The 22,382-nt window shown below is 68.0% G+C and carries 17 protein-coding genes and 1 pseudogene; 5 read left to right on the top strand and 13 right to left on the bottom strand.

What is annotated here, in order from left to right:
• Positions 1-7: 7 nt before the first annotated feature.
• The 9 genes from fadD32 to glf form a co-directional block, all read right to left on the bottom strand.
• Positions 8-1,906, bottom strand: coding sequence for a long-chain-fatty-acid--AMP ligase FadD32 (gene fadD32, locus AWB92_RS20660; protein ID WP_085188955.1), 1,899 nt, complete (start codon positions 1,904-1,906; stop codon positions 8-10).
• Positions 1,907-2,228: 322 nt separating this feature from the next.
• Complete coding sequence (locus tag AWB92_RS20655; protein ID WP_085188953.1) at positions 2,229-3,239, bottom strand: cutinase family protein; 1,011 nt, start codon at positions 3,237-3,239, stop codon at positions 2,229-2,231.
• Positions 3,240-3,360: 121 nt separating this feature from the next.
• On the bottom strand, positions 3,361-4,281 hold the full coding sequence (locus AWB92_RS20650; RefSeq protein ID WP_085188951.1) for an alpha/beta hydrolase family protein: 921 nt from the start codon (positions 4,279-4,281) through the stop codon (positions 3,361-3,363).
• A gap of 153 nt (positions 4,282-4,434) precedes the next feature.
• A complete protein-coding gene (locus AWB92_RS20645) occupies positions 4,435-5,487 on the bottom strand; it encodes an alpha/beta hydrolase family protein (RefSeq protein WP_085188949.1) in 1,053 nt (350 codons plus the stop codon).
• Between the two features lie 329 nt (positions 5,488-5,816).
• Positions 5,817-7,811: a terminal beta-(1->2)-arabinofuranosyltransferase gene (gene aftB / locus AWB92_RS20640; protein WP_277622311.1), complete on the bottom strand. Its 1,995-nt coding sequence runs from the start codon at positions 7,809-7,811 to the stop codon at positions 5,817-5,819.
• Entirely contained in the window at positions 7,798-8,706 is a 909-nt protein-coding gene (locus AWB92_RS20635) for a decaprenyl-phosphate phosphoribosyltransferase (protein ID WP_085188945.1), read from the bottom strand. The genes aftB and AWB92_RS20635 overlap by 14 nt, the downstream gene beginning before the upstream one ends.
• Positions 8,699-9,226 (bottom strand): phosphatase PAP2 family protein, encoded by a 528-nt coding sequence (locus AWB92_RS20630; RefSeq protein WP_085188943.1) that lies wholly within the window; start codon positions 9,224-9,226, stop codon positions 8,699-8,701. The genes AWB92_RS20635 and AWB92_RS20630 overlap by 8 nt, the downstream gene beginning before the upstream one ends.
• Positions 9,219-11,111 (bottom strand): glycosyltransferase, encoded by a 1,893-nt coding sequence (locus tag AWB92_RS20625; protein WP_085188941.1) that lies wholly within the window; start codon positions 11,109-11,111, stop codon positions 9,219-9,221. The genes AWB92_RS20630 and AWB92_RS20625 overlap by 8 nt, the downstream gene beginning before the upstream one ends.
• Entirely contained in the window at positions 11,108-12,307 is a 1,200-nt protein-coding gene (gene glf / locus AWB92_RS20620; protein ID WP_068103410.1) for a UDP-galactopyranose mutase, read from the bottom strand. The genes AWB92_RS20625 and glf overlap by 4 nt, the downstream gene beginning before the upstream one ends.
• Positions 12,308-12,575: 268 nt before the next feature.
• Here glf and AWB92_RS20615 point away from each other — a divergent pair.
• The 3 genes and pseudogenes from AWB92_RS20615 to AWB92_RS20605 form a co-directional block, all read left to right on the top strand.
• Positions 12,576-13,400 (top strand): annotated as a pseudogene (locus AWB92_RS20615) (PirG); the annotation flags it as partial.
• A 501-nt stretch (positions 13,401-13,901) separates the two neighbouring features.
• Complete coding sequence (locus tag AWB92_RS20610) at positions 13,902-15,536, top strand: LGFP repeat-containing protein (protein ID WP_193791415.1); 1,635 nt, start codon at positions 13,902-13,904, stop codon at positions 15,534-15,536.
• Positions 15,537-15,639: 103 nt separating this feature from the next.
• Positions 15,640-17,181 (top strand): PE family protein, encoded by a 1,542-nt coding sequence (locus AWB92_RS20605; RefSeq protein WP_085188934.1) that lies wholly within the window; start codon positions 15,640-15,642, stop codon positions 17,179-17,181.
• Here AWB92_RS20605 and AWB92_RS20600 read toward each other — a convergent pair.
• The 4 genes from AWB92_RS20600 to AWB92_RS20585 are packed head-to-tail and all read right to left on the bottom strand — an operon-like array spanning position 17,178 to position 20,354.
• Positions 17,178-17,993, bottom strand: coding sequence for a Cof-type HAD-IIB family hydrolase (locus tag AWB92_RS20600; protein ID WP_085188932.1), 816 nt, complete (start codon positions 17,991-17,993; stop codon positions 17,178-17,180). The two genes, AWB92_RS20605 and AWB92_RS20600, sit on opposite strands and share 4 nt — an antisense overlap.
• Before the next feature lie 19 nt (positions 17,994-18,012).
• Positions 18,013-18,798, bottom strand: coding sequence for a lysophospholipid acyltransferase family protein (locus AWB92_RS20595; RefSeq protein WP_085188930.1), 786 nt, complete (start codon positions 18,796-18,798; stop codon positions 18,013-18,015).
• Between the two features lie 15 nt (positions 18,799-18,813).
• Positions 18,814-19,581: a 1-acyl-sn-glycerol-3-phosphate acyltransferase gene (locus tag AWB92_RS20590; RefSeq protein ID WP_085188928.1), complete on the bottom strand. Its 768-nt coding sequence runs from the start codon at positions 19,579-19,581 to the stop codon at positions 18,814-18,816.
• Positions 19,581-20,354, bottom strand: coding sequence for a 1-acyl-sn-glycerol-3-phosphate acyltransferase (locus AWB92_RS20585; RefSeq protein WP_085188926.1), 774 nt, complete (start codon positions 20,352-20,354; stop codon positions 19,581-19,583). The genes AWB92_RS20590 and AWB92_RS20585 overlap by 1 nt, the downstream gene beginning before the upstream one ends.
• A 139-nt stretch (positions 20,355-20,493) precedes the next feature.
• On the opposite strand from AWB92_RS20585, the gene AWB92_RS20580 reads away from it, so the two are divergent.
• Together AWB92_RS20580 and AWB92_RS20575 are read left to right on the top strand one after the other, a co-directional pair.
• Positions 20,494-22,044 carry an MBL fold metallo-hydrolase gene (locus tag AWB92_RS20580; RefSeq protein WP_085188924.1) on the top strand — a complete coding sequence of 517 codons (1,551 nt, stop codon included), beginning with the start codon at positions 20,494-20,496 and terminating at the stop codon, positions 22,042-22,044.
• A complete protein-coding gene (locus tag AWB92_RS20575) occupies positions 22,041-22,373 on the top strand; it encodes a hypothetical protein (RefSeq protein WP_085188922.1) in 333 nt (110 codons plus the stop codon). The genes AWB92_RS20580 and AWB92_RS20575 overlap by 4 nt, the downstream gene beginning before the upstream one ends.
• Positions 22,374-22,382: the final 9 nt, after the last annotated feature.

Here is a 22,382-nt window from a genome sequence, read left to right as displayed (position 1 = left end):
TCCTGGTTCAGTCGTTCGCGCCCGCGAAGGCGGTCGGGGAACCGATGCCGCTGCGCAGGCTTCCGTCGAGGTAGGCGGCGCGGCAGGCGCGGCGCCCGATCTTGCCGCTCGAGGTGCGCGGAATGGTTCCCGCCTGCACCAGCAGCAGGTCGCGCACCGTGACGCCGTGCCGCACGGCGATGGCCGCGCGGATGTCGTCGGCGATGGGCTGGTAGTCGAGCTTGTGCGTGCCGGCGGCGCGCTCGGCGACGATCACGAGCTGCTCGGAGGTGTCCTCGGGGTCGTGCTTGATGCCGGCGTGCGGGTTGTCGAACACGACCTGGGGCAGCTGGTTGGCCGGGACCGAGAAGGCGGCCACGTAGCCGGTGCGCAGCGCGCGGCTGGCTTCCTGCGCCGAGTACTCGAGGTCCTGCGGGTAGTGGTTGCGCCCGTCGATGATGACCAGGTCCTTGATGCGGCCGACGATATAGAGGTGGCCGTCGTGGTAGGTGCCGTAGTCACCGGTGCGCACCCACAGCCCGTCGTCGGCGGCGCCCTCGGCGTGCGACTCGCTGATGCGGGACTTCAAGATGTTGCGGAACGTGTGCTGGGTTTCCTCTTCCTTGCCCCAGTACCCGGTGCCGAGGTTGTTGCCGTGCAGCCAGATCTCGCCGACATGACCGTCCGGCAGCTCGCTGGCCGTGTCCGGATCGACGATGACGGCCCACTCGTCGACACCGATGATGCCGGCGGACACCTGGGGGACCGCGTTCGGCGCGTCGGCGGGGACCTCGACGAAGCGTTGGTTGTTCATCTCGTCGCGGTCGACGTGGATGACCCGGGGCGGCTCGTCCATCGGCGTCGTGGAGACGAACAAAGTCGCCTCGGCCAGGCCATAGGACGGCTTGATCGCCGTCTTCCGCAGGCCGTACGGCGCGAACGCCTCGTAGAACTTGCGCATCGACGCCGGGGACACCGGCTCGCTGCCGTTGAGGATGCCCTTCACGTTGCTCAGGTCCAGGGGCGGCTCACCTTCCTTGGGCGCGCCGCGCACCGCGGCGTGCTCGAAGGCGAAGTTCGGCGCGACGGTGAAGACCTCGCACTCCGGGGCGTCGTCGGGCTTGCGCGCCATCTCCCGGATCCACCGGCCCGGCCGCCGCACGAACGCGGCCGGGGTCATGAAGGTGAAGCTCTGGCCGAGCACCGGTGACAGCAGCGCGGTGATCAGGCCCATGTCGTGGAAGAAGGGCAGCCAGGACAACCCGCGGTCGCCCTCTTTGCCCTCGAGGCCGTTGAGCACCTGCAGCACGTTGGTCGGCAGGTTCAGGTGGGTGATCTGCACGCCGGTCGGGGTGCGCGTGGAGCCGGAGGTGTACTGCAAGTAGGCGATGGTGTTCTCGTCGGCCACCGGCTCTTCCCAGGTGGCGGCGACCTCGTTCGGCACGGCGTCGACGGCGATGACGCGCGGGCGCTCCTTGGCCGAGCGGGCGCGGATGAACTTGCGGACTCCCTCGGCGGCCTCGGTGGTGGTCAGGATCGTCGACGGGGTGCAGTCGTCGAGCACGGCGTGCAGACGGCCGACGTGGCCCGGTTCGCTCGGGTCGAACAACGGCACGGCGATCCTGCAGGCATACAGCGCGCCGAAGAACGCGACCAGGTAGTTGAGGTTCTGGGGGCAGAGAATGGCGATGCGGTCGCCTGGCTGGGTGACCTGTTGCAGGCGAGCGCCGACGGCCCGGTTGCGGGCGCTGAACTCCGACCAGGAGATGTCGCGGTACTCGCCGTCGCGCTCGGTGGAGTAGTCGATGAACCGATAGGCGAGCTTTTCGCCGCGAACCTTCGCCCACTTCTCAACGTGACGAACCAGGTTCGTGTTGTCCGGGAACCTGATCTTCCCATTCACGATGAACGGGTTGTGGTACGCCATGCCGTCTTCTCCTGTCACAACCATCTCGGTCGGCTTGGCCGACTCAATGCCTTGCCGGCTTCGCCGACTGGTCCTCTATACACGAGCCGGCTGTGCACGACACCCGGCTGGGAGCGCCGGTCCGTGCCAGTCCCCGCCAGCTTCGGCCCCGATCGGGACCGCAACCAAGTGCTGATTGCTCTTAATTTTCTCTTAATGTTAAGGGCCGCCCCGCGGCAGACCAAATCACAAGGTACCGCCGATACCGTCACGGATTCGCCTACGTCGCGGCTGTGTCTAGTGCCTCTTCCTCGGGCCGACCCGGCATCGTCATCCGGCGGAGTCACCCATGTTTGGGATGCGGCGCGTTTTCGATCAGCCCGCGGGCCCAATTCAGCGTCCAATCGGTCGCCGGCGCCCCGTCGAGGTTCCAGAACTGCGTCGTGGCATACAGCGCGTGGACCGGCTGCCCGGCGCCACCGGCCAGGGTGTTCAACGTGTCCGGCAGCTTGGCGACGCTGAACGCTTCGTTCGGCGCCGCGCAGATGAGGTCACCCGGGGCGCAGATCTCGTTCGTCTTGCCGTTCAGCGCGCCGAAGCCGCCCGGCCGCGCACCCGTCATGGTCAGGCCGAGCCCGGACAGCACCGGCACCTCGTGCAGCGTGATCTCGGCGCCCTCGCCCGGCGGGTTGGGCCCGATGTCGTTGCCCACCCCGTCCTGGCGACGGCCGTCGGCGATCAACGTCACACCGAGCACCAGGTCGTCGTCGACGGGTCCGCGGCCGTTGCCGATGTCGCTGGCGATGTCGCCGATGATGACCGCGCCCTGGGAGAAGCCCATCAGCACGTAACTGGTCAGCGGGCACTTGTTGTTCATGTCGGTCATCGCCTGGACGGTCGCGCGGGTGCCTTCCGCCCGGCTTTCGTTGTAGGACATCTGCGTGTCGCCGCTCAACGGGTTGTGGAACTGCGCCGTGTAGGGCGTGGTGTACGTCTGCACCCGCGACGACGGGAACTGCTGGGAGATCTCGTTTGTCACCTTGTGCAGCAACGCATTCGGGAACTGCGCCGGGTTGAGCGGGTCGTCCTGCGGGGCGGACTCCCAGGTGCCGGGGACGTTGACCAGCTGCACTTCAGGGCATGAGGCGTCCTGGGACGCCGGTCGCGGCTTGTGCGGGTGGGTCGACGTGGAGGGCGGCGGCAGGATGCCGGGGGGCACGGCGCTGGGCGGCGATTCGCGGTTGCGCAGCAGCGTGATGACGGCCACCACGACCAGCAACACGACGCCCGCCACGGCAAGGGCGGCAATCCAGGCGAGGATCCGGTGGCGCTTGCGCCGCGCGCTCGTCGTCATGGTCTCCTGCTAGCAGAGTCGGTCGATCGCAGCTCGGTTTCAGGCAAGCGGACGTCCCGCCCCCTGCTGCACTTTCCTACACGGTACCGGCGTTTCGCGCGGCACCCTGGGCCTCGCCGTCCTAGCGGATGGCGCCCACGATGTCGCCCGACATGGCGCCCAGCTGACCCGACCACGAGCCCCACCCGTTGTCGCCGCCGCCGGGGAAGTCGAAGTGGCCGTTGTGCCCGCCGACGCTGCGGTACTGCTGGTAGAACATCCGGCTGTTGCCCATCGCCTCGCCGGCCTGGCCGATCATGGCGGCGGGATCGCTGGCCGCGTCGGTGGTCGGGCTCCACACCCACACGCGGGTGTTGTTCTGCGCCAACAGGGAAGCGTGCACCCAGGGGTCGTGCCACTTCCACCGGCCCAACTGCGGCGCACCCCACATGCCGTTGCCGTCAACGCCGCCGAACTGCTGCAGGCCGGCCAGGATCGAACCGTTCGTCGTGGTGTTCGACGGGTACAGGAAACCGGACAGCGAACCCGCGAAGCCGAAGCGGTCGGGGTGGAAGCAAGCCAGCGCCATCGCGGCGTAGCCGCCCTGGGAGGCGCCGACGGCGGCGTGGCCGCCGGGTGCCAAGCCCTTGTTGGCGGCCAGCCAGTTGGGCAGCTCGCTGGACAGGAACGTGTCCCACTGCTTGCTGCCGTCGTTCTCCCAGTTGGTGTACATGCTGTAGGCGCCGCCGGCGGGGGCCACCACCGAGATGCCCTTGCCGGCCAGGGTATTCATCGCGTTTCCGGCGGTGACCCAGTTGCTGACGTCCGGGGCGGCGTCGAAGGGGTCCAGCAGATACACCGCGTGCGGACCGCCGGCCAGGAAGGCCACCGGGATGTCACGGCCCATCGCCGCCGACGGGACCATCAGGCTTTCGTAACCCGCGGCCCTGGCCTTGCCGGCGGTTGCGGTCGTCAGCAAGGCGAAGGTCACCCCCAACCCGACGGACAGTGCGATGACGCCAAACGTCCGCAGAAGCGCTGACAGACCCCGTACGACCCTCATGTCCACCCTCCATCGTCTAGTCGCTGTGTCTGCACATTAGCCAGGGCGGCAGTCGGGGCGGTCAGCAGGGTAGTGATATAGGCCACACTCGCCGCGCGCAAACCAACGGCGGCGACCCGATTGGGTCGCCGCCGTCAGTCGCGTTGCTCGTTCCTAGGTGCCGGTGCCGGTGCCTGTGCCCTGGTTTCCCGCGGCCGCGGCCGTGGCCGGACCGGCGCCCGGGGTGGCGCCCAGCGTCGACTGCAGGTCACCCTTCATCGCCTGCAGCTGCGCGCCCCAGTAGGGCCAGTCGTGGGTGCCGTTGGCGTCGAAGTTCCACACCGCGTTGTGGCCGCCGGCCTGGTTGTACGCGTCCTGGAACTTCAAGTTGCTGCTGCGCACGAAGCCCTCGAGGAACTTGGCGGGCAAGTTGTCGCCACCCAGGTCCGACGGCTTGCCGTTACCGCAGTACACCCAGATGCGGGTGTTGTTCGCAACCAGCTTGCCGACCTGCAGCGACGGGTCGTTGCGCTGCCAGGCGGGGTCCTCCTTGGGGCCCCACATGTCCTTGGTCTTGTAGCCACCCGCGTCGCCCATGGCCAACCCGATCAGCGACGGGCCCATCCCCTGCGACGGGTCCAGCAGCGCCGACAGCGAGCCGGCGTAGACGAACTGGTTCGGGTGGTAGGCGGCCAGGATCAGCGCCGACGAGCCGGCCATCGATAGACCGACCGCCGCGTTGTTGGTGGACCGGACCTGCTTGTTGGCCGACAGGTACGCCGGCAGCTCGCTGGTCAGGAAGGTCTCCCACTTGTAGGTGGTGCAGCCGGCCTTACCGCAGGCGGGCGCATACCAGTCGGAGTAGAAGCTGGACTGCCCGCCGACCGGCATCACCACGGCGATGCCCGACTGGTTGTACCACTCGAACGCCGGGGTGTTGATGTCCCAGCCGTTGTAGTCGTCCTGCGCGCGCATGCCGTCGAGCAGATAGAGCGCCGGCGCGTTGGCCCCACCGCTTTGGAACTGAACCTTGATGTCGCGGCCCATAGCGGCCGAGGGAACCTGCAGGTACTCCACCGGCAGACCCGGGCGCGAGAACGCCCCGGCGGTCGCCGAGCCCCCCACGGCGCCAATCAGACCCGAGAGCAGGGCCGCGCCAACGGCCCCCACCACGAGTCGTCGTGGCATGCGAGCCACGGCGCCGCGAAACCTGTCGACAAGCGTCATCCTTGCTTCCTCATCCTTTCGGCGCGCCCTTAGTACAGGCGCATCGTCGAATTGGGTCGTACTGCATACGATCTGCGCAGCAGTGCTCGTGTAGTCAACCACACCATCGGCCATCCCCTCTCATCGAGCAGGTCAGGCAAACAGCCATTCGGGGCAATTTTGCAACGATTTTCGGGCCGAACGGTCCGGTCGAGAACCGCGTTTCCGCATGTGCTTGGCCGCGGTCGATCACTGGTGAGAGCACAGATGTGAAGTTGCTGGCAATGTGCCGCACAGTCGCCCGCAGCGCCGGTTTGGAGATGTGCCGAAAAAAATCAGGATGCGACGCCTCATTCGCCGGGAGGGCGCGGGATCGCCTGCGGAACCGGCAGCCCACACCTGGCGAGCTCGTAGAGCGGAACGCGATCGATTCGGTACTTGGTGAACTCGAAGCTGTGTACGACGTTGGAAACGAAGCGATGCAAGGTCATTGGGGCTCGCACCGAGCTCAGCATCGCCTTCGTCTCGGGGCATTGCAGCGCCGCGACGGCCTGCGCGACCCAGTTCACGTCCAAATAGCCTGGAATTCCCGGATACAACTTCACCCACGGGCCGTCGGCGATCACCCAGTCCGGGAAGAGGTTCTTGTCGTGCCCGATTCGGCCGTGCTTCAGCCGCTCCGTGTGCTGGGCGAGCGGGTTTGCCAGCCCGATCTGGTCGATCACCCGCACATCAAGCCCGACGTTCATCCCCAGCATGCCCAGGTTGGTGAAAAACACGGCGTGTTGCGGTTTTTGCGGCGCCTTGGCGTCCCCGGGTGCGGGCTGCAGCATCGGCACCAGGTCCCACTGGGTGTAGTTGCCCGACGGCAGCAACAACGCGCCCTCCGGGGTGTTGTCGAGCGCGGTCAGGACGGCGGCCATCCTCGGGTAGTCCAGGTAGTCGGCGGCCGTCAGCGGGTGCGCATGCCCGGTGGCCTGTGCGTAGAAGCGGCGCTCGTCGACGATGCCCGAGTAGGTGACGTGGGTGGCGTCGTCGCCCATCCCGGGTGAGTTTGCTGCCCACAGCGACCAGCCCGCGACGCCCAGCCACAGGGCGCCGGCGGCACCGGCCGCCCAGTAGCCGGTCTCCCGCGAATAGTCCTGCCCGTCGGGCAGCGCAACCGGGATGACGGCCACCGGCGCCAGCAAACAAAATAACGGCGCCAGCAACACCCTCGCGTGCATGAAATCGCCGCCCTGCCGGATCCAGTAGAGCCCCTGCAGCAGGCCACTGACGAGGACGAATGCGACGACCGCCGACGGGCTCTGCACCGCGCGTGCCAGGCGTCCGTAATCCGGCGACAGCGCCGGGCGCAGGAACGACGGGCGCCGCCGGGCCACCACCACCAGCACGCCGAGCGGCACCAGCAGCAGCACCGGAACCCACACGGCGTAGGGAGCATTGAAGTTGGCCAGGTAGATCATTCCCTGCGACCACTTGTCGCCGGCCGCGTCCTTGGCCAACGCCGTGCCGGGCACCAGCAGGCCGTAGTAGCCCATCCGGAAGATCTCGTAGGCGACCGGCAGAAAGCCGCCGGCCACCACGACCAGCGCCCGGCGCCGCCAGTTGCGGGCGGCGATGAGCATCATGATCAGCGCCAGCCCGCCCATCAGCGCCAGCTCGGGTCGGACGAGAACGCTGAACCCGGCGACGAAGGCCAGCGCACCGACGAAGACCGGGCCACCCGGACGCCCGCGCACCGGCTGCGCCCAGCACACCATCATCCACCACAGCAGCCCCAGGTAGGCCAGCGCCAGGCCGCTCTCCAGGCCCGATGTGGCAAAGTCGCGGGCGGGCGGCAACGCGATGTAGACCAGCGCGCCGGCGGGCAGCATGATCGCCCGGCGGCCCCGCAGGCTGGGCGCGTACAAGCGGCCGGCGCCCAGCATCAAAAATGCCACGCCCAGCACCGAAAGCGTCAGGGCCAGCGCCAGAGCCACGTACTCCATGCGCATCGGGCCGCCGACCCAGCTGCCCAGATACATCAGATAGGTCCACGCCGTGGAGGTGTTCGCCTCGACCCGTTCGCCCTGGTTGAAGACCGGGCCGTTGCCGGCCAGCAAATTGCGCACCGTGCGCAGCACGATGAGCCCGTCGTCGGCGATCCAGCGCCGCTGCCACGCGCCCCACCCGAACAGGACGGCGACCACCGCCACGCTGATCCACAGGCTGACCCGCACCGCGGTGACGTAGGGGAACTTGACCGTTTTCCAAGGCCGGCCGGGCCGCCTGATCACCGGCCGGCGCAGCACCCCCACCCCCAGCGCCTTCAGGCCTTCCAGATGGGGGCTAGCCGAAGGCAACGGCGGCCCCAACTGTTGCGATCCACGCCAGCGCCAACAGCTGCAGCACCCGGTCGCGCAACGCAATGTCTTCGGGCTCCCCGGCCAGCCCGCCGTCGACGTCGACCGCGTAGCGCAGGATCGCGATGGTGAACGGGACCATGGACACCACGAACCAGCCCGCCTCGCCGTGTTCGCGCTCGAATGCCCACAGCCCGTAGCACAGCACCACCGCGGTGGCCGACATCGTCCAGACGAAGCGCAGGTAGGTGCTGGTGTAGCTCTCCAGCGCCTTGCGGATCGCCGCGCCGGTGCGTTCGGCAAGTTGCAGTTCGGCGTAGCGCTTGCCGGCCACCATGAACAGCGACGCGAATGCCGCCATGAGCAAAAACCACTGCGACAGCCGGGTGTCGGTGGCCGCGCCCCCGGCGATGGCCCGCAGCAGGTACGCCGACGACACGATGCAGATGTCCATCACCGCCTGGTGCTTGAGGCCGAAGCAGTAGCCCAGCTGCATGGCGATGTAGACCGCCATCACCACCGCCAGGTTCGGCGTCAGCCACCACGCCAGGCCGAGCGACGCCACCCCGAGCACCACCGCCAGGCCATAGGCCAGCCATTCCGGCACCACGCCGGCGGCGATCGGGCGGAACCGCTTGGTGGGGTGTTCGCGGTCGGCCTCGACGTCGCGGACGTCGTTGATCAGGTACACCGCGGAGGCCGCCAGGCTGAACACCGCGAAGGCCACCGCCACCTGAATTCCCAGCTGGCCGTAGTCATATCGGTGGCCGCGTCCCGCCGCGCTCAGCGGCGCCGCCAGGACGAGGACGTTCTTCACCCATTGGCGCGGGCGGATCGCCTTGACCACCCCGACGATCAGGTTCCCCGGAGGCCCGACCACCACGTCTTCACTCATTTGGGCACGCCTCTCGCGCTCGGTCGGCGATCCCCGCGACGGCGGCACCGAGGGCGATGCCGAAGACTACGTCGCTGGGATAGTGCACGCCCAGCAGTATCCGCGACAGCGCCATCGGAGGGACGAGCAACACGGGCAACGGGAGCCCGGTTGCGCGACTCATCAGGATGGCCGCGGCGGTGGTGGAGGTGGCGTGTGCGGAGGGGAAGCTCAGTTGGCTCGGCGTTCCGACGTTCACCGCGACCGCCGGGTGATGGGGCCGCTTGCGCCGCACCAGGCGCTTGACCAGCACGGCGGCGGCGTGCGCGACGAACGCGCCGGCCCCGGCCACCAGCCACTCGCGGCGACGGCTCGGCATCAGCACCGCACCGAACAGCGCCACCACCAGCCAGCCGATGCTGTGCTCGCCGAAGTGGGACAACCCCCGCGCCGCGCCCAGCACTCCGGGCCTGTCGGCCAGCGCCGACTGGACGGCCACCAGCGCGGCGACCTCACCGCGCGGGGCGGCCGATTCAACCATGTTTTGACTCGCCGGCCGGCAACAACGCCGTCTCCCACTTCTGCTTGCTGGACAGCACGGGCAGCGCCTCCCGGTAGACCCGGCGCATTTCGTCGAACCGGCCCAGCAACTTGCGCTGGCGACGTAGCGATTTCAGCAACAGCGACATCATCTTTCGACGGTCGCGCTGCCGGTAGACCACGCCGCACCCGTCGGCGGTCGTGACCGTCACGCCGTCGACCGTGCAGAGCCGGAACCAGCGCGCGTCCTGGGTCGGCACGTTGTACTCCGGACGCGTGTGGGCTTCCGGGTCGGCCGCTGTCATGTTGTGCAATATCCCGCGCGCCAGCCGGTAACTGATGGAAACGGGGTTCACCGGCGGCTTCATCGCCTTGGTCTTGTTCTGCGGCGGCGGCAGCTCGCTCGCGGCCGGCAGCACGACGGCGTCCGGGTACTCCTTGCGGATGCGGTGCACTTCCGGCAGCGCCGATTCCAGGATCGAGAAGATGTGCTCGGGACCGGCCAGAAAGTCGTCGATCGCCCTGTTCTGGATCGCGACAGTCGAGTATTCAAGGCAGGCAAGGTGTTTCAGCGTCGCCTTGAGGTGGCTGCGGACCAGTCCGGTGATATCGCCGTCCCAGTGCAGCGCCGCGACCACCAACCGGTTGCGCAAGTGGAAATAGGCCTGCCAGTCGATGGCGTCGTCCTTGTCGCTCCACGCCATGTGCCAGATCGCGGCCCCGGGCAAGGTGACCGTCGGATAGCCGTGCTCGCCGGCGCGCAGGCCGTATTCGGCGTCGTCCCATTTGATGAACAACGGCACCGGCTGGCCGATCTCCTCGGCGACCTGCCGCGGGATCATGCACGTCCACCAGCCGTTGAAGTCGACGTCGATGCGCCGGTGCAGCAGCGCGCTCCGATCGTTGTTGTCGTTCAAGGGGAATTGCGCGAAGTCGTGGTCGTACTCGGCGTGCGGCGCGGCGGTCCACATGAAGTTCGACTGGTTGACGACCTCGCCCATGATATGCAGGTGCGACGGCTCCTGCAGGTTGAGCATCTGACCGCCGATCAGCATCGGGGTCTTGGCGAAGCGGTTCAGCGCCAGCACCCGCAGGATGGTGTCCGGCTCGATGCGAATGTCGTCGTCCATGAACAGGATCTGTTGGCAGTCCGTGTTTTTCAGCGCCTCGTACATCACCCGGCTGTATCCGCCGGAACCGCCGAGGTTCGGCTGGTCGTGGATCGACAGCCGGTCGCCCAGGCCGGCGGCGGCGGCCGGAAAGTCGGGGTGGTCGCGCACCTTGCGGACGCCCTGGTCCGGCACGATTACCGCCCCAATCACCTTGTCCACCAATGGATCTGCGGTGAGGTCGGCCAGTGCGTTGACACAGTCGGCGGGACGGTTGAAGGTGGGGATACCGACGGCGACGTTGGCGGTGCCCGGAGCGGGCTCGGTGGCGTACCACCCACCGCTGAGCAGGCTGACCGCCGTGTCGGTGGTGATGTCGAACCAGATCCAGCCGCCGTCCTCGAACGGCTTGAGCGGCACCTCGATCTCGATGACCGCCGGCTGATCGTCGGTGCCGACGAACTGGCGGCCCTCCACCGAGATCCGCACCCCGGTGGCCTTGGTCCGGTACATGTCGACGCGTCCGGTTCCGGTCAGCTCGACCCGCAACACCACCGACGTGCAGATCGACCAGCGCCGCCAGTAGCTGGCCGGGAACGCGTTGAAGTACGTCGCGAATGACACCTCCGACTCGGCGCCGATCTGTAGCGAGGTGCGCGATGTCGCGTGCGCGCGCCGCGCGTTGGTGGTCGACTCCTCGAGGTAAAGCTTGCGCACGTCGAGGGGTTCGCCCGGACGCGGCAGGATGATTCGGGACAGCAGACTGACCGCGCTCATGCGTTCGCCCCCTCGTCTTGCATGAGTGGTGCGCCGTCGCGCAGGTGCGGCGCAAGGATGTTGTCGTACATGCTCAGCGCGCTGGCGATGGCCATGTGCATGTCCAGGTATTGGTAGGTGCCCAGCCGGCCGCCGAACAGGACCTTCGACGACGCCGTCTCGGCCCTCGCCCGTTCTCGATAGGCGGCCAACAGGGCGCGGTCGGCCTCGGTGTTGATCGGGTAGTAGGGCTCGTCATCGTCTTCGGCGAAGCGGGAGTACTCGCGCATGATCACCGTCTTGTCGGTCGGGTAGTCACGCTCGAGGTGGAAGTGACGGAATTCGTGGATCCGGGTGTAGGGCACGTCGAGGTCGTTGTAGTTCATCACCGGTGTCCCCTGGAAATCCCCGATCGGCAGCACTTCCACCTCGAAGTCCAGTGTGCGCCAGCCCAGGCGGCCCTCGGCGTAGTCGAAGTAGCGGTCCAGCGGTCCCGTGTACACGACGGGGGCGTCCGGTGACTCCGCGCGCAGTTGGTCGCGCACGTCGAACCAGTCGGTGTTCAGCCTGACCTCGATGCGGTCGTCGTCGGCCATCCGCTGCAGCCACGCCGTGTAGCCGTCGACCGGCAGGCCCTCGTAGGTGTCGCTGAAGTATCGGTTGTCGAACGTGTAGCGCACCGGCAGCCGATTGATGACGGCGGCGGGCAGCGTGGCGGGGTCGGTCTGCCACTGCTTGGCCGTGTAGCCCTTGACGAACGCCTCGTAAAGGGGCCGGCCGATCAGCGAGATCGCCTTCTCCTCCAGGTTTTGCGCGTCCGCGGTGTTGATCTCGGCGGCCTGCTCGGCGATCAGCTGCCGCGCCTCGTCCGGGGTGAAGTACCGGCCGAAGAATTGCGACACCAGGCCCAGCCCCATGGGGAACTGGTAGGCCTGCCCGTTGTGCATAGCGAAGACGCGGTGGCGGTAGTCGGTGAAGTCGGTGAACTGGCGCACGTAATCCCAGACCCTCTTATTAGAGGTGTGAAACAGGTGGGCGCCGTACTTGTGCACCTCGATGCCGGTCTGGGGCTCGGCCTCGGAGTACGCATTGCCGCCCAGATGCGGGCGCCGGTCGAGGACGAGCACGCGCTTCCCGAGTTGGGTAGCCGCGCGCTCGGCAATGGTCAGGCCGAAGAATCCGGAGCCGACGACGAGGAGGTCGAAACGAGCTGTCATCGGTTGCTTAGGGTATCCGACCGCGCGGGCCTAACCCATTTGGCGAGGCCACGGCGCCCGGGTTAGTCGAAATAGCGACCGCTTGGGCATGGTCGGAAACCGCGGTCACAGTCGGACTCTCAATTACCTCACGATTCAATATCAGCACTCTAGTCACAGCAATCTCACTCGTACCATCGACTCTGTGTGCATCACGCCGGATACGACGGGCAGGGCACGCCGACACAACAAGCAGTTCAAATAGTTGTCCAGATACGAGGAGACTTCCGTGCCGAATCGACGCCGACGCAAGGTTTCGACAGCCATGAGCGCGGTCGCCGCTGTGGCAGTGGCGAGTCCTTGCGCATACTTCCTGGTCTACGAATCGACCGCCGGCAGCAAGCCGGCCGAGCACCACGAGTTCAAGCAGGCCGCGGTGATGTCCGACCTGCCCGGCGAGTTGATGGGCGCGCTGTCGCAGGGCCTGTCGCAGTTCGGCATCAACCTGCCGCCGGTGCCCGCCCTCAGCGGAACCGGTGCCACCACACCGGGTCTGACCAGTCCGGGCCTCACCAGCCCGGGTCTGACCAGTCCAGGTTTGACGAGCCCGGGGCTGACCAGCCCAGGCTTGACGAGCCCCGCGCTGACCAGTCCGGGGCTGACCAGCCCGGGCTTGACGAGCCCCGCTTTGGCCAACCCGGGCCTGCCGCCCACGACGCCGGGCACACCCGGGGTCGCCACGCCGGGCGCGGTGCCGACGACGCCGGCCGCGGGGCTCAACCCCGCGCTCGCCAACCCCGGGCTGACCAGCCCGGCCGGGGTCACACCCGGGCTGGCGAGCCCGACGCTCTCGCCCAGCGAGGTGCCGATCGACTCGACGACGGCCGGATTGGACCCGGGCGCCGGCGGCACGTACCCCATCCTCGGTGACCCGTCGACGCTGGGCGGCGCCTCGCCGATCGCGTCCGGCGGCACCGGCGGGACCGGCGGCACCTCTGGCGGCGGCGGCGGTCTGATGAACGACCTGATGCAGGCCGCCAACCAGTTGGGCGCCAACCAGGCGATCGACCTGCTCAAGGGCCTGGTGATGCCTGCCATCACGCAAGGTATCCAGCAGAGCGCCGCGGGCGCCGCGCCGGGTGCCGCGTTGCCAGCCGCCGCGGGTGCGCTGCCGGGTGCGGCCAAGGCCCTGCCGGGCGCCGCCGCTGCCCTGCCGGGCGCTGCGGGTGCCCTGCCGGGTGCCGCCGGTGCGCTGCCGGGTGCCGCGGGTGCCCTGCCGGGCGCTGCCGCCGGTGCGCTGCCGGCTGCCGCGGGTGCCGCCGGTGCCCTGCCGGGTGCCGCCGGAGCGCTGCCGGGTGCCGCGGGTGCCCTGCCGGGCGCTGCCGCCGGTGCGCTGCCGGCCGCCGCGGGTGCGCTACCGGCCGCGACCGGTGCCACCGGCGCTTTGACCGGCGCCGCCGCGCCGGTTCTACCCCACTAGGACCGCGAGGAACCTGTCCCCTGACGGCACCGCAGAGCCCGCCCTCTGCGGTGCCGTCGAACAGGTTTTCGTGGTCTTTCAGTGTGCCAGATCGTGTCGCCTCATAAATAACACCAGAAACACAAGTAACATCAGCTGGTGTCCCGGAGTCGCGCGCCGACGATGTTGCTTACCGCCATCGCGGCCACGGTCGTCATCGTCTGCTGGGTTGGCGACGCGACGCGCGACCGGGGAGCGCCGAAACCCCCGCGGCCGCCCGAGACCCAGCTGGCCGAGCAGCCACTGATCGGGCTCGGGGGTGGCGTTACGGTTCGCGAACTCAGCCAGGACACCCCGTTTTCCTTGGTGGCCCTTACCGGGGACCTCGCCGGCACGTCCACCCGGGTGCGCGCCAAGCGTTCCGACGGCTCCTGGGGCCCCTGGTACCAGACCGAATACGAGACCGCAGCCCCGGACGTCGGACCCGCGAGCGCCGGAGCCACCGAGGGCCCGCGCAGCACCGATCCGGTGTTCGTCGGCACCACGACGACGGTCCAAATCGCGGTCACTCGACCGCTCGATGCGCCGACGACCCAACCGCCCCCGGCCCCGGCCAACGACGCGGGCCTCGGATACAAGCCGGCGTCCAGGGAACAGCCCTACGCGGAGAACATCTCGGCGATCCTCATCTCCCCGCCGCAAGCGCCGGCCAGAACCCAGTGGACGCCACCGTCGGGCGTCATGATGCCCGGCCAGCCGCCCGCCATCATCAGCCGGGCGGAGTGGGGCGCCGACGAGTCGCTGCGATGCGGTAGTCCCCAGTACGACAACGGGATTCGCGCCGCCGTCATCCATCACACCGCGGGCAGCAACGACTACTCCCCGCTGGAATCGGCCGGGATCGTCAAGGCGATTTACACCTACCACAGCAAGACCCTGGGCTGGTGCGACATCGCCTACAACGCGCTGGTCGACAAGTACGGTCAGGTGTTCGAGGGCAGCGCCGGGGGGCTGACCAAGGCCGTGGAGGCCTTCCACACCGGCGGCTTCAACCGCAACACCTGGGGTGTGGCGATGATCGGCAACTTCGATGACGTGCCGCCCACCCCCATCCAGCTGCGGACCGTGGGCCGGTTGCTCGGCTGGCGGCTGGGCATGGACGGCGTCGACCCCAAGGGCACGGTGGCCCTGGAGTCGGCCGGTAGCCACTACACCACCTTCCCGGCCGGCGCCGTCGCGAACCTGCCGACCATCTTCACCCACCGCGACGTCGGCAACACCGACTGCCCCGGCAACGCCGCCTACGCGCTGATGGACGAAATCCGCGACATCGCATCGCATTTCAACGATCCTCCGGAGGAGTTGATCAAGGCGCTGCAGGGCGGGGCCATCTACGAGCACTGGCTCGCGCTCGGCGGCATGAACAGCGTCCTCGGCGCACCCACCTCGCCGGAAGACGACGCCGAAGGCGGCGCCCGCTTCGCGACCTTCGCCAAGGGTGCGATGTACTGGTCGCCCGAGACCGGCGCGCAGCCGGTTACCGGCGCCATCTATGACGCCTGGGCCTCGCTCAGCTACGAGCGCGGTCCGCTCGGGTTGCCCACCAGCGCGGAAATCCAAGAGCCGCTGCGCATTACGCAGAATTTCCAGCACGGGGTGCTGAACTACGAGCGGCTCACCGGAAACGTCGCCGAGGTCGTCGACGGCATTACGACGCCGCTGCAGTCGCCGAGCGGTCCCGAGGTGCCCTCCGAACACTTCTCGCTACCGGCGCACCCCACCGCCACCTGACGACACTTTGACCGCCATTCCGGGCCGGCTGTGGGCTCCGTCACACTAGGCTCGGCTTTGCCTGGCAATCACCCGGTTGATACCGAGTCGAGGGGAGACGGCGATGTCATTCGTGATCACAGAACCGGAGCTGGTGACGGCGGCGGCGGATGACCTGGCGGGTATCCGCGCCAACCTGAGCGAGGCGACCGCCGCGGCGGCGGCCCCTACCACCGGGATCGCGGCCGCGGCCGCCGACGAGGTGTCCGCGGCGATCTCAGAGGTGTTCGGCACCTATGGCCGCGAATTCCATGCCGCCGCGGCGCAGGCGGCGGCTTTTCACGACGAGTTCGTGAGCCTCTTGAACGGTAGCGCGGCGGCGTATCTGGGCACCGAGATTGCCAACGTCGAGCAGGGCCTGCTGAGCACGGTGAACGCGCCCGCCCAGGCGCTCGGCAGCGCGGCCGCCGCCTTCGTCCCGGGTGGTGCGTACGGGCAGCTGATCGCCACGACTTCGGCGAACCTGCAGTCGGTCTTCGGCGCCTGGGCGGCCGACCCGTTCCCGTTCCTGCGCCAGGTCATCGCCAACCAGATGGGTTACTGGCAGCAGGTCGCGGCGGCGCTCACGTACACCATCCAGAACTTCCCGACCGTGCTGGCGAACCTGCCGGCGGCCCTCCAGGCCGCCATCCAGCAACTTCTGGCGTTCAACCCGGTCACGGCCCTTCAGGGGTTCGTCACCACCCAGATCGGCTTCGCCCAGGAGTTCTTCATCAACCTCTACGCCGCGACGACCGGCATTATCGCCGGCCTGCCGGCTTTCGGCGCGCAGCTCCAGGTGGCCCTGCAGGCCGTCCTGGCGGGCAATTACTTCGGCGCGGTGCAGGACGTGGCGCAGGCCTTCGCCAATCTGCTGGTGACGGGGACCGACCCGGGCACCCCGGTGATCAACATCGGTCCGATTCCCCCATTTCCGCCCACCGTGACTGCGACGGTGACCCCCACCCTGCTCGGCCCGCTGGGCAATCTGTTCGCGCTCGCCAACGTTCCCGGGCAGGAGGCGCAGTACTTCACCAACCTGATGCCTCCCTCGATCCTCCGCCAGATGTCGCAGAACTTCACCAACGTGCTCAATGTGCTTACGATTCCCAGCATTTCGGCGACCGCCACCTTACCGCTGGCCAACCCCACAACCGGTTCGCTGAGCGCATTCTTCGGGTTGCCGCTGGTGATCACCTATTCCGCGGCGGGTGCGCCGCTCGCCGGGCTCACGGGACTCGCGACCAGCGCGACCGCGGTTCAGACGGCCCTGTTGGCCGGCGACCCGGTGGGAGCCCTCGGTGCGCTGGTAAACGCCCCGGCCGTGGTGGCCAACGGCTTCCTGAACGGCGAAACCATCGTGGACATGACGATCCCCGTGCCGATAAGCGTGACAGTGCCGATCATTGGCCCCGTCAGCACCACCCTGCCGATCACTCTGCACCTGCCCTTTGACGGCATTCTCGTTCCGCCCCACCCCATTACCGCCACGGTAGATTTCAGCGGGTTCCCGGGCGGTGTGCCCCTACTCGTCACCATCTTCGGCACGCCGTTCATGGGATTGGTCCCGCTGATGGTCAATTACCTGCCCCAACAACTAGCGGCCGCAATCACGCCAGCCGGCTAGAGCCACCAGCGTTCCAGCACGCGTCCCACCCCGTCGTCGCTGTTGGGCATGGTGACCTCGTCGGCGGCGGCCAGCACGTCGGGATGCGCGTTACCCATTGCCACACCGTGGCCCGCCCACAGCAACATCGGGATGTCGTTGGGCATGTCGCCGAACGCCACCACCTCGTCGCTGGTGATCCCCTGCGGCTTGGCGACCTCTTCCACACCGCTGGCCTTGCTGATCCCCAGCGGCACGATCTCGACCAGGCCGTTGTTCGTCGAGTAGGTGATATCACCTTCGATGCCAACATGTTTGGCGAGTTCGGCGGCCATGTCCGAACTGCGGGCGCCGGCCTTGCGGATCAGCAGCTTGATCGCCGGGGCGCTCAGCAGATCGGCGATCGACACCTCGGTGTTGTCCGGGTTCAGCCACGCGTGCTCGTAGCCCGGCGAGCTGATGAACTGGGGCGTCGCCGTGTCGTGGGCGCGTTCGCCGATCCGCTCGACGGCCAGCCCCGCGCCCGGGATGACGCGCGTCGCGAGCTCCGCCAACTCGGCCAGCGTGTCCACCGCCAGCGTTCGCGACGAGAGCACGCGGTCGTTCGCGGGATCGTACAGAACGGCGCCGTTGGCGCACACCGCGATTGGCGCGAAACCGAGCGCCTCCACCACGGGCCGTATCCAGCGCGGCGGCCGGCCGGTCGCCACGACGAACTGTGCCCCGGCGGCGACGGCGGCGCGCACGGCGTCACGGGTGCGCGGGGAGATGGTCTCGTTTTCGTCGAACAAGGTGCCGTCGACGTCGCAGGCGATCAGCGCCGGCAAGGTCATCGAGAGAATCCGCTTTCTCTCAGTGGATTCCGCTTTGGGTCTGGCCCGGTCGCGTCACGCCGTCGGTGCCGGATCGTTGGATCCGCTCCTGCAATTCGGCCAACCGGATCGCCCTGGAATCGTCCTGGTTTGGCGCGGAACCGCCCAGCCGGCGCGGGACCCAGAACTCGCCCTCGGGGTGTGGATACTCCTCCTGCACCCGGTAGAGCATCGCGTTCATGGTCTGGCGCACCGCGGCGATGAGCTGCTCGGCGTTGCCCTGCGGTGCCAGCGGCCGCCCGGCGGCCACGGTGATCGGAACCTTGTTGCGAAACACCTTCTTTGGATGGTCCTTGGGCCATATTCGGTGGGCGCCCCACACGATCATGGGGATGATCGGCACCCGGGCCTCCAGCGCCATGCGGGCCGCTCCCGACTTGAACTCCCGCAGTTCGTAACTGCGGCTGATGGTGGCCTCGGGATGGAGCCCGACGAGTTCACCCTCGCGCAGCTTCTGGACGGCCACCGCGTACGCCTCTTCCCCGTTCCGCCGGTCCACCGGAATGAGCTGGCAGTGCTTGATCACGAAGTTGACGGCCTTCACGTCCGCCATCTCGGCCTTGATCATGAAGCGCAGCCGCCGCTTACGTTCGTGGGCGGCGATCGACGCGGGCATCCAGTCCAGGTAGCTGGTGTGATTGAGCGCGATCAAGGCGCCGCCGCGCGCCGGAATGTTCTCTAAGCCTTCGTAATTGAGCTTGGTTCCGTTCATCGCAGCGAACGCGGGAACAACGATCTCCGCCAAGCGGAAAAACGGCTCTGCCATGTTCCTTCCTTCCCCCTAACGCGGCTGATGCGGGGCACGGTGGGCGGCCCTCCTGGCCGACCGTGCCGCCGCCTCGTCGGCCTCTATCTGCGCCGCCTCCGCCAAGGTCGGCGCGCCGCCGCCGAGCCGGCGCGGTACCCAGTAGGCGCCGGCGGGGTGCGGATAGTCTTGCTGCGCCCGGTGCAGCAGCGCCGTCATCGATTCGCGCAGCGCGGCATTGGTGGACTCGATGTCTCCGGCGGCCCGCAACGGCGCCCCCACTTGCACGCTGATCGGCAGCTTCTTGCGGCCGACGTTCCGGGGATGGTCCTTGGTCCAGATCCGATGCGCACCCCAGACGATCACCGGGACGATCGGGACGTCGGCCTCGGTGGCCATCCGGGCTGCGCCCGTCTTGAACTCCTTGAGCTCGAAGCTGCGGCTGATCGTGGCCTCCGGGTAGACACCGACCAGCTCGCCCTCGCGCAGCCGCCGCACCGCCACCGCGTACGCGTCCGCCCCGGCGCCACGGTCCACGGGAATGGTGCGGGTGTGCTTGATCAGGAAATTGACCACCTTCACCTGCTGCATCTCGGCTTTGATCATGAATCTAAGCCGACGGCGGCGGCGATGCACGGCTAATGCGGCGGGAAGAAAGTCGACGTAGCTGGTGTGGTTGATCGCGATCACGGCCCCGCCGCGGTCGGGAATGTTCTCCTCGCCGCTGTAGCTGATGCGCGTGCCGGTGGCCAGGACGACGAGCTGGGCCAGGATCTCGAGCGCGCGAAAGGTCGGCTCCGCCATTACTGCTCCGGTGGTGGCCCGGCGGCCCGGGCGCGGCGGGCGGCCCTCTCGGCGGCCTCCTCGGCGTCCATGCGGGCCGCCTCAGCTAACGATGGGGCGCCGCCTCCCAACCGGCGCGGCACCCAGAATTCCCCGGCCGGGTGGGGTCCATACTGCTCCTGGGCCCGCTCCAGCAAATGCTGCATCCGGGAACGCAACAACCCCTTCAGTTCCTCCACGGCCAGCGTCGGCTCGATCGGCTCGCCGGCGAGCACCACGATCGGCACCTTCGGGCGCCACAGTTTCTTGGGGTGCCCCTTGGTCCAGATCCGCTGCGCACCCCAGACGATGTGCGGAACGATCGGGACGCCCGCGTCGACCGCCATCCGGGCCGCCCCCGACTTGAACTCCTTGATCTCGAAGCTGCGGCTGATCGTGGCTTCCGGGTAGACACCCACCAGCTCACCGTCTTTGAGGTTCCTGACGGCGGCTTCGTAGGACGCGGCCCCGTCCTGCCGGTCCACCGAGATGTGCCGCAGGCTGCGCATGATCGGCCCGGTGATCTTGCTGTCGAAGACCTCCTGCTTGGCCATGAACCGCACCTTGCGCCCGAGGCCCTGCTTGTAGGCGGGCAGTCCCGCGAAAGTGAAGTCCAGGTAGCCGGTGTGGTTGATCGCGATGACGGCACCGCCGGTCTTTGGCAGGTTCTCGACGCCCGAGACGGAGATCTTGAGACCCTGGATGCGCCAGACCAGGCGGGCGAGCTGGATGACAGTCCCGTATACCGGTTCCACAGCGCTTCAGCCTAGTGCTCCGGGCTGTGCGGCGCCTCAAGCGCTGGAGCGGGGCGACGCAGGCCGCCCGAAGATGCGGCCTCGCGCTAAGCTCGGGGCCTGACAAGCCGTCAACCCACAACGTCCCCGAAAGGTATCAGTGCAGGTCACGAGCGTAGGTCACGCCGGATTCCTGATTGCGACCCGGGCGGGCAACATCCTTTGTGACCCCTGGGTCAATCCCGCCTACTTCGCGTCCTGGTTCCCGTTCCCGGACAACAGCGGGCTGGACTGGGACCAACTGGGCGACTGCGACTACCTGTACGTCTCGCACCTGCACAAGGACCACTTCGACGCCAAGAATCTGCGCGATCACGTCAACAAGGACGCGGTGGTGCTGCTGCCCGACTTCCCGGTGCCCGACCTGCGAAACGAGCTGCAAAAGCTGGGGTTTCACCGGTTTTTCGAGACCACCGACTCCACCACGCACCGGCTCAGTGGGCCCAAGGGCGACCTCGACATCATGATCATCGCCCTGCGTGCGCCGGCCGACGGCCCGATCGGCGATTCGGCACTGGTCGTCTCCGACGGCGAGACAACGGTTTTCAACATGAACGACGCCCGGCCGGTGGATCTGGACGTGTTGGCCGCGGACTTCGGCCATGTCGACGTGCACCTGCTGCAGTACTCCGGGGCGATCTGGTACCCGATGGTCTACGACATGCCGGCCCGCGCCAAGGAGTCGTTCGCCAGCCAAAAGAGGCAGCGCGGCATGGACCGCGCCCGTCAGTACATCGCCCAGGTCGGGGCGACCTGGGTCGTGCCGTCGGCTGGGCCGCCGTGCTTCTTGGACCCCGAGTTGCGCCACCTCAACGACGACCACGGCGATCCGGCCAACATTTTTCCCGACCAGGTGGTGTTCCTCGAGCAGATGCGCGCGCACGGGCACGAGCGCGGCCTGCTGATGATGCCCGGGTCGACCGCGGACTTCACCGGCTCGACGCTGAATTCGCTGACCCATCCGCTGCCCGACGACCAGGTCGAGGCCATCTTCACCACCGGAAAAGCGGCCTACATCGCCGAGTACGCCGAGCGGATGGCCCCGGTGCTGGCCGCCGAGCACGCGAGCTGGGCCCCGCCGGCGGGCGAGCCGCTGCTCGAACAACTGCGCGCGCTGTTCGAGCCGATCATGCTGCAAAGCGACGAGATCTGCGACGGCATCGGCTATCCCGTCGAACTGGTCATCGGCCCCGAGGCGGTGATCCTGGACTTCCCGAAAAGAACCGTGCGCGAACGGATTCCCGACGAAAAGGTCCGCTACGGCTTCGCCATCGCGCCCGAATTGGTGCGCACCGTGCTGCGCGATCACGAACCCGACTGGGTCAACACCATCTTCTTGTCCACCCGGTTTTCCGCCTGGCGGGTGGGCGGCTACAACGAGTACCTGTACACGTTCTTCAAGTGCCTGACCGACGAACGCATCGCCTACGCCGACGGCTGGTTCGCCGAGACCCACGACGACTCCGCGTCGATCACCTTGGACGGCTGGGAGATTCAGCGTCGATGCCCCCACCTCAAGGCCGACCTATCGAAATTCGGTGTGATCGAGGACGACACGTTGACCTGCAACCTGCACGGGTGGCAGTGGCGGCTGGGCGACGGCCGCTGCCTGACCGCGCGCGGGCATGAGCTGCGAAGCACTCGGAAATGAACGCCAGCTACGACGATGGCCTGGTCCAGCTGGATCGCGCCGCGATCACGTTGCGCCGCTACCACTTTCCCTCCGGCACGTCGAAGGTCATCGCGCTGGACGCCATCGACGGCTACAAGGCCGAGGGGCTGGGCATGTTCATGCAGCGCTTCCGCATCTGGGGCAGCTCCGACCTGCGCCGCTGGCTGCCCCTGGACGTGCAACGGCCGTTCAAGTCCACCTTGATCACCTTGGACGTCCCGGGGACCTGGCCCAGCCCGGCATTCACGCCGGCGCGCCCGGACGAGTTCGTCGCACTGCTGGACGAACTGCTGGCCGGGCGGGGCTGACGAGTCACC

Source organism: Mycobacterium sp. IEC1808, assembly GCF_002101935.1.
GTDB lineage: Bacteria > Actinomycetota > Actinomycetes > Mycobacteriales > Mycobacteriaceae > Mycobacterium.
The sequence above is the reverse complement of the archived record's forward strand: the minus strand, read 5'-3'. Positions and strand labels throughout refer to the sequence as shown.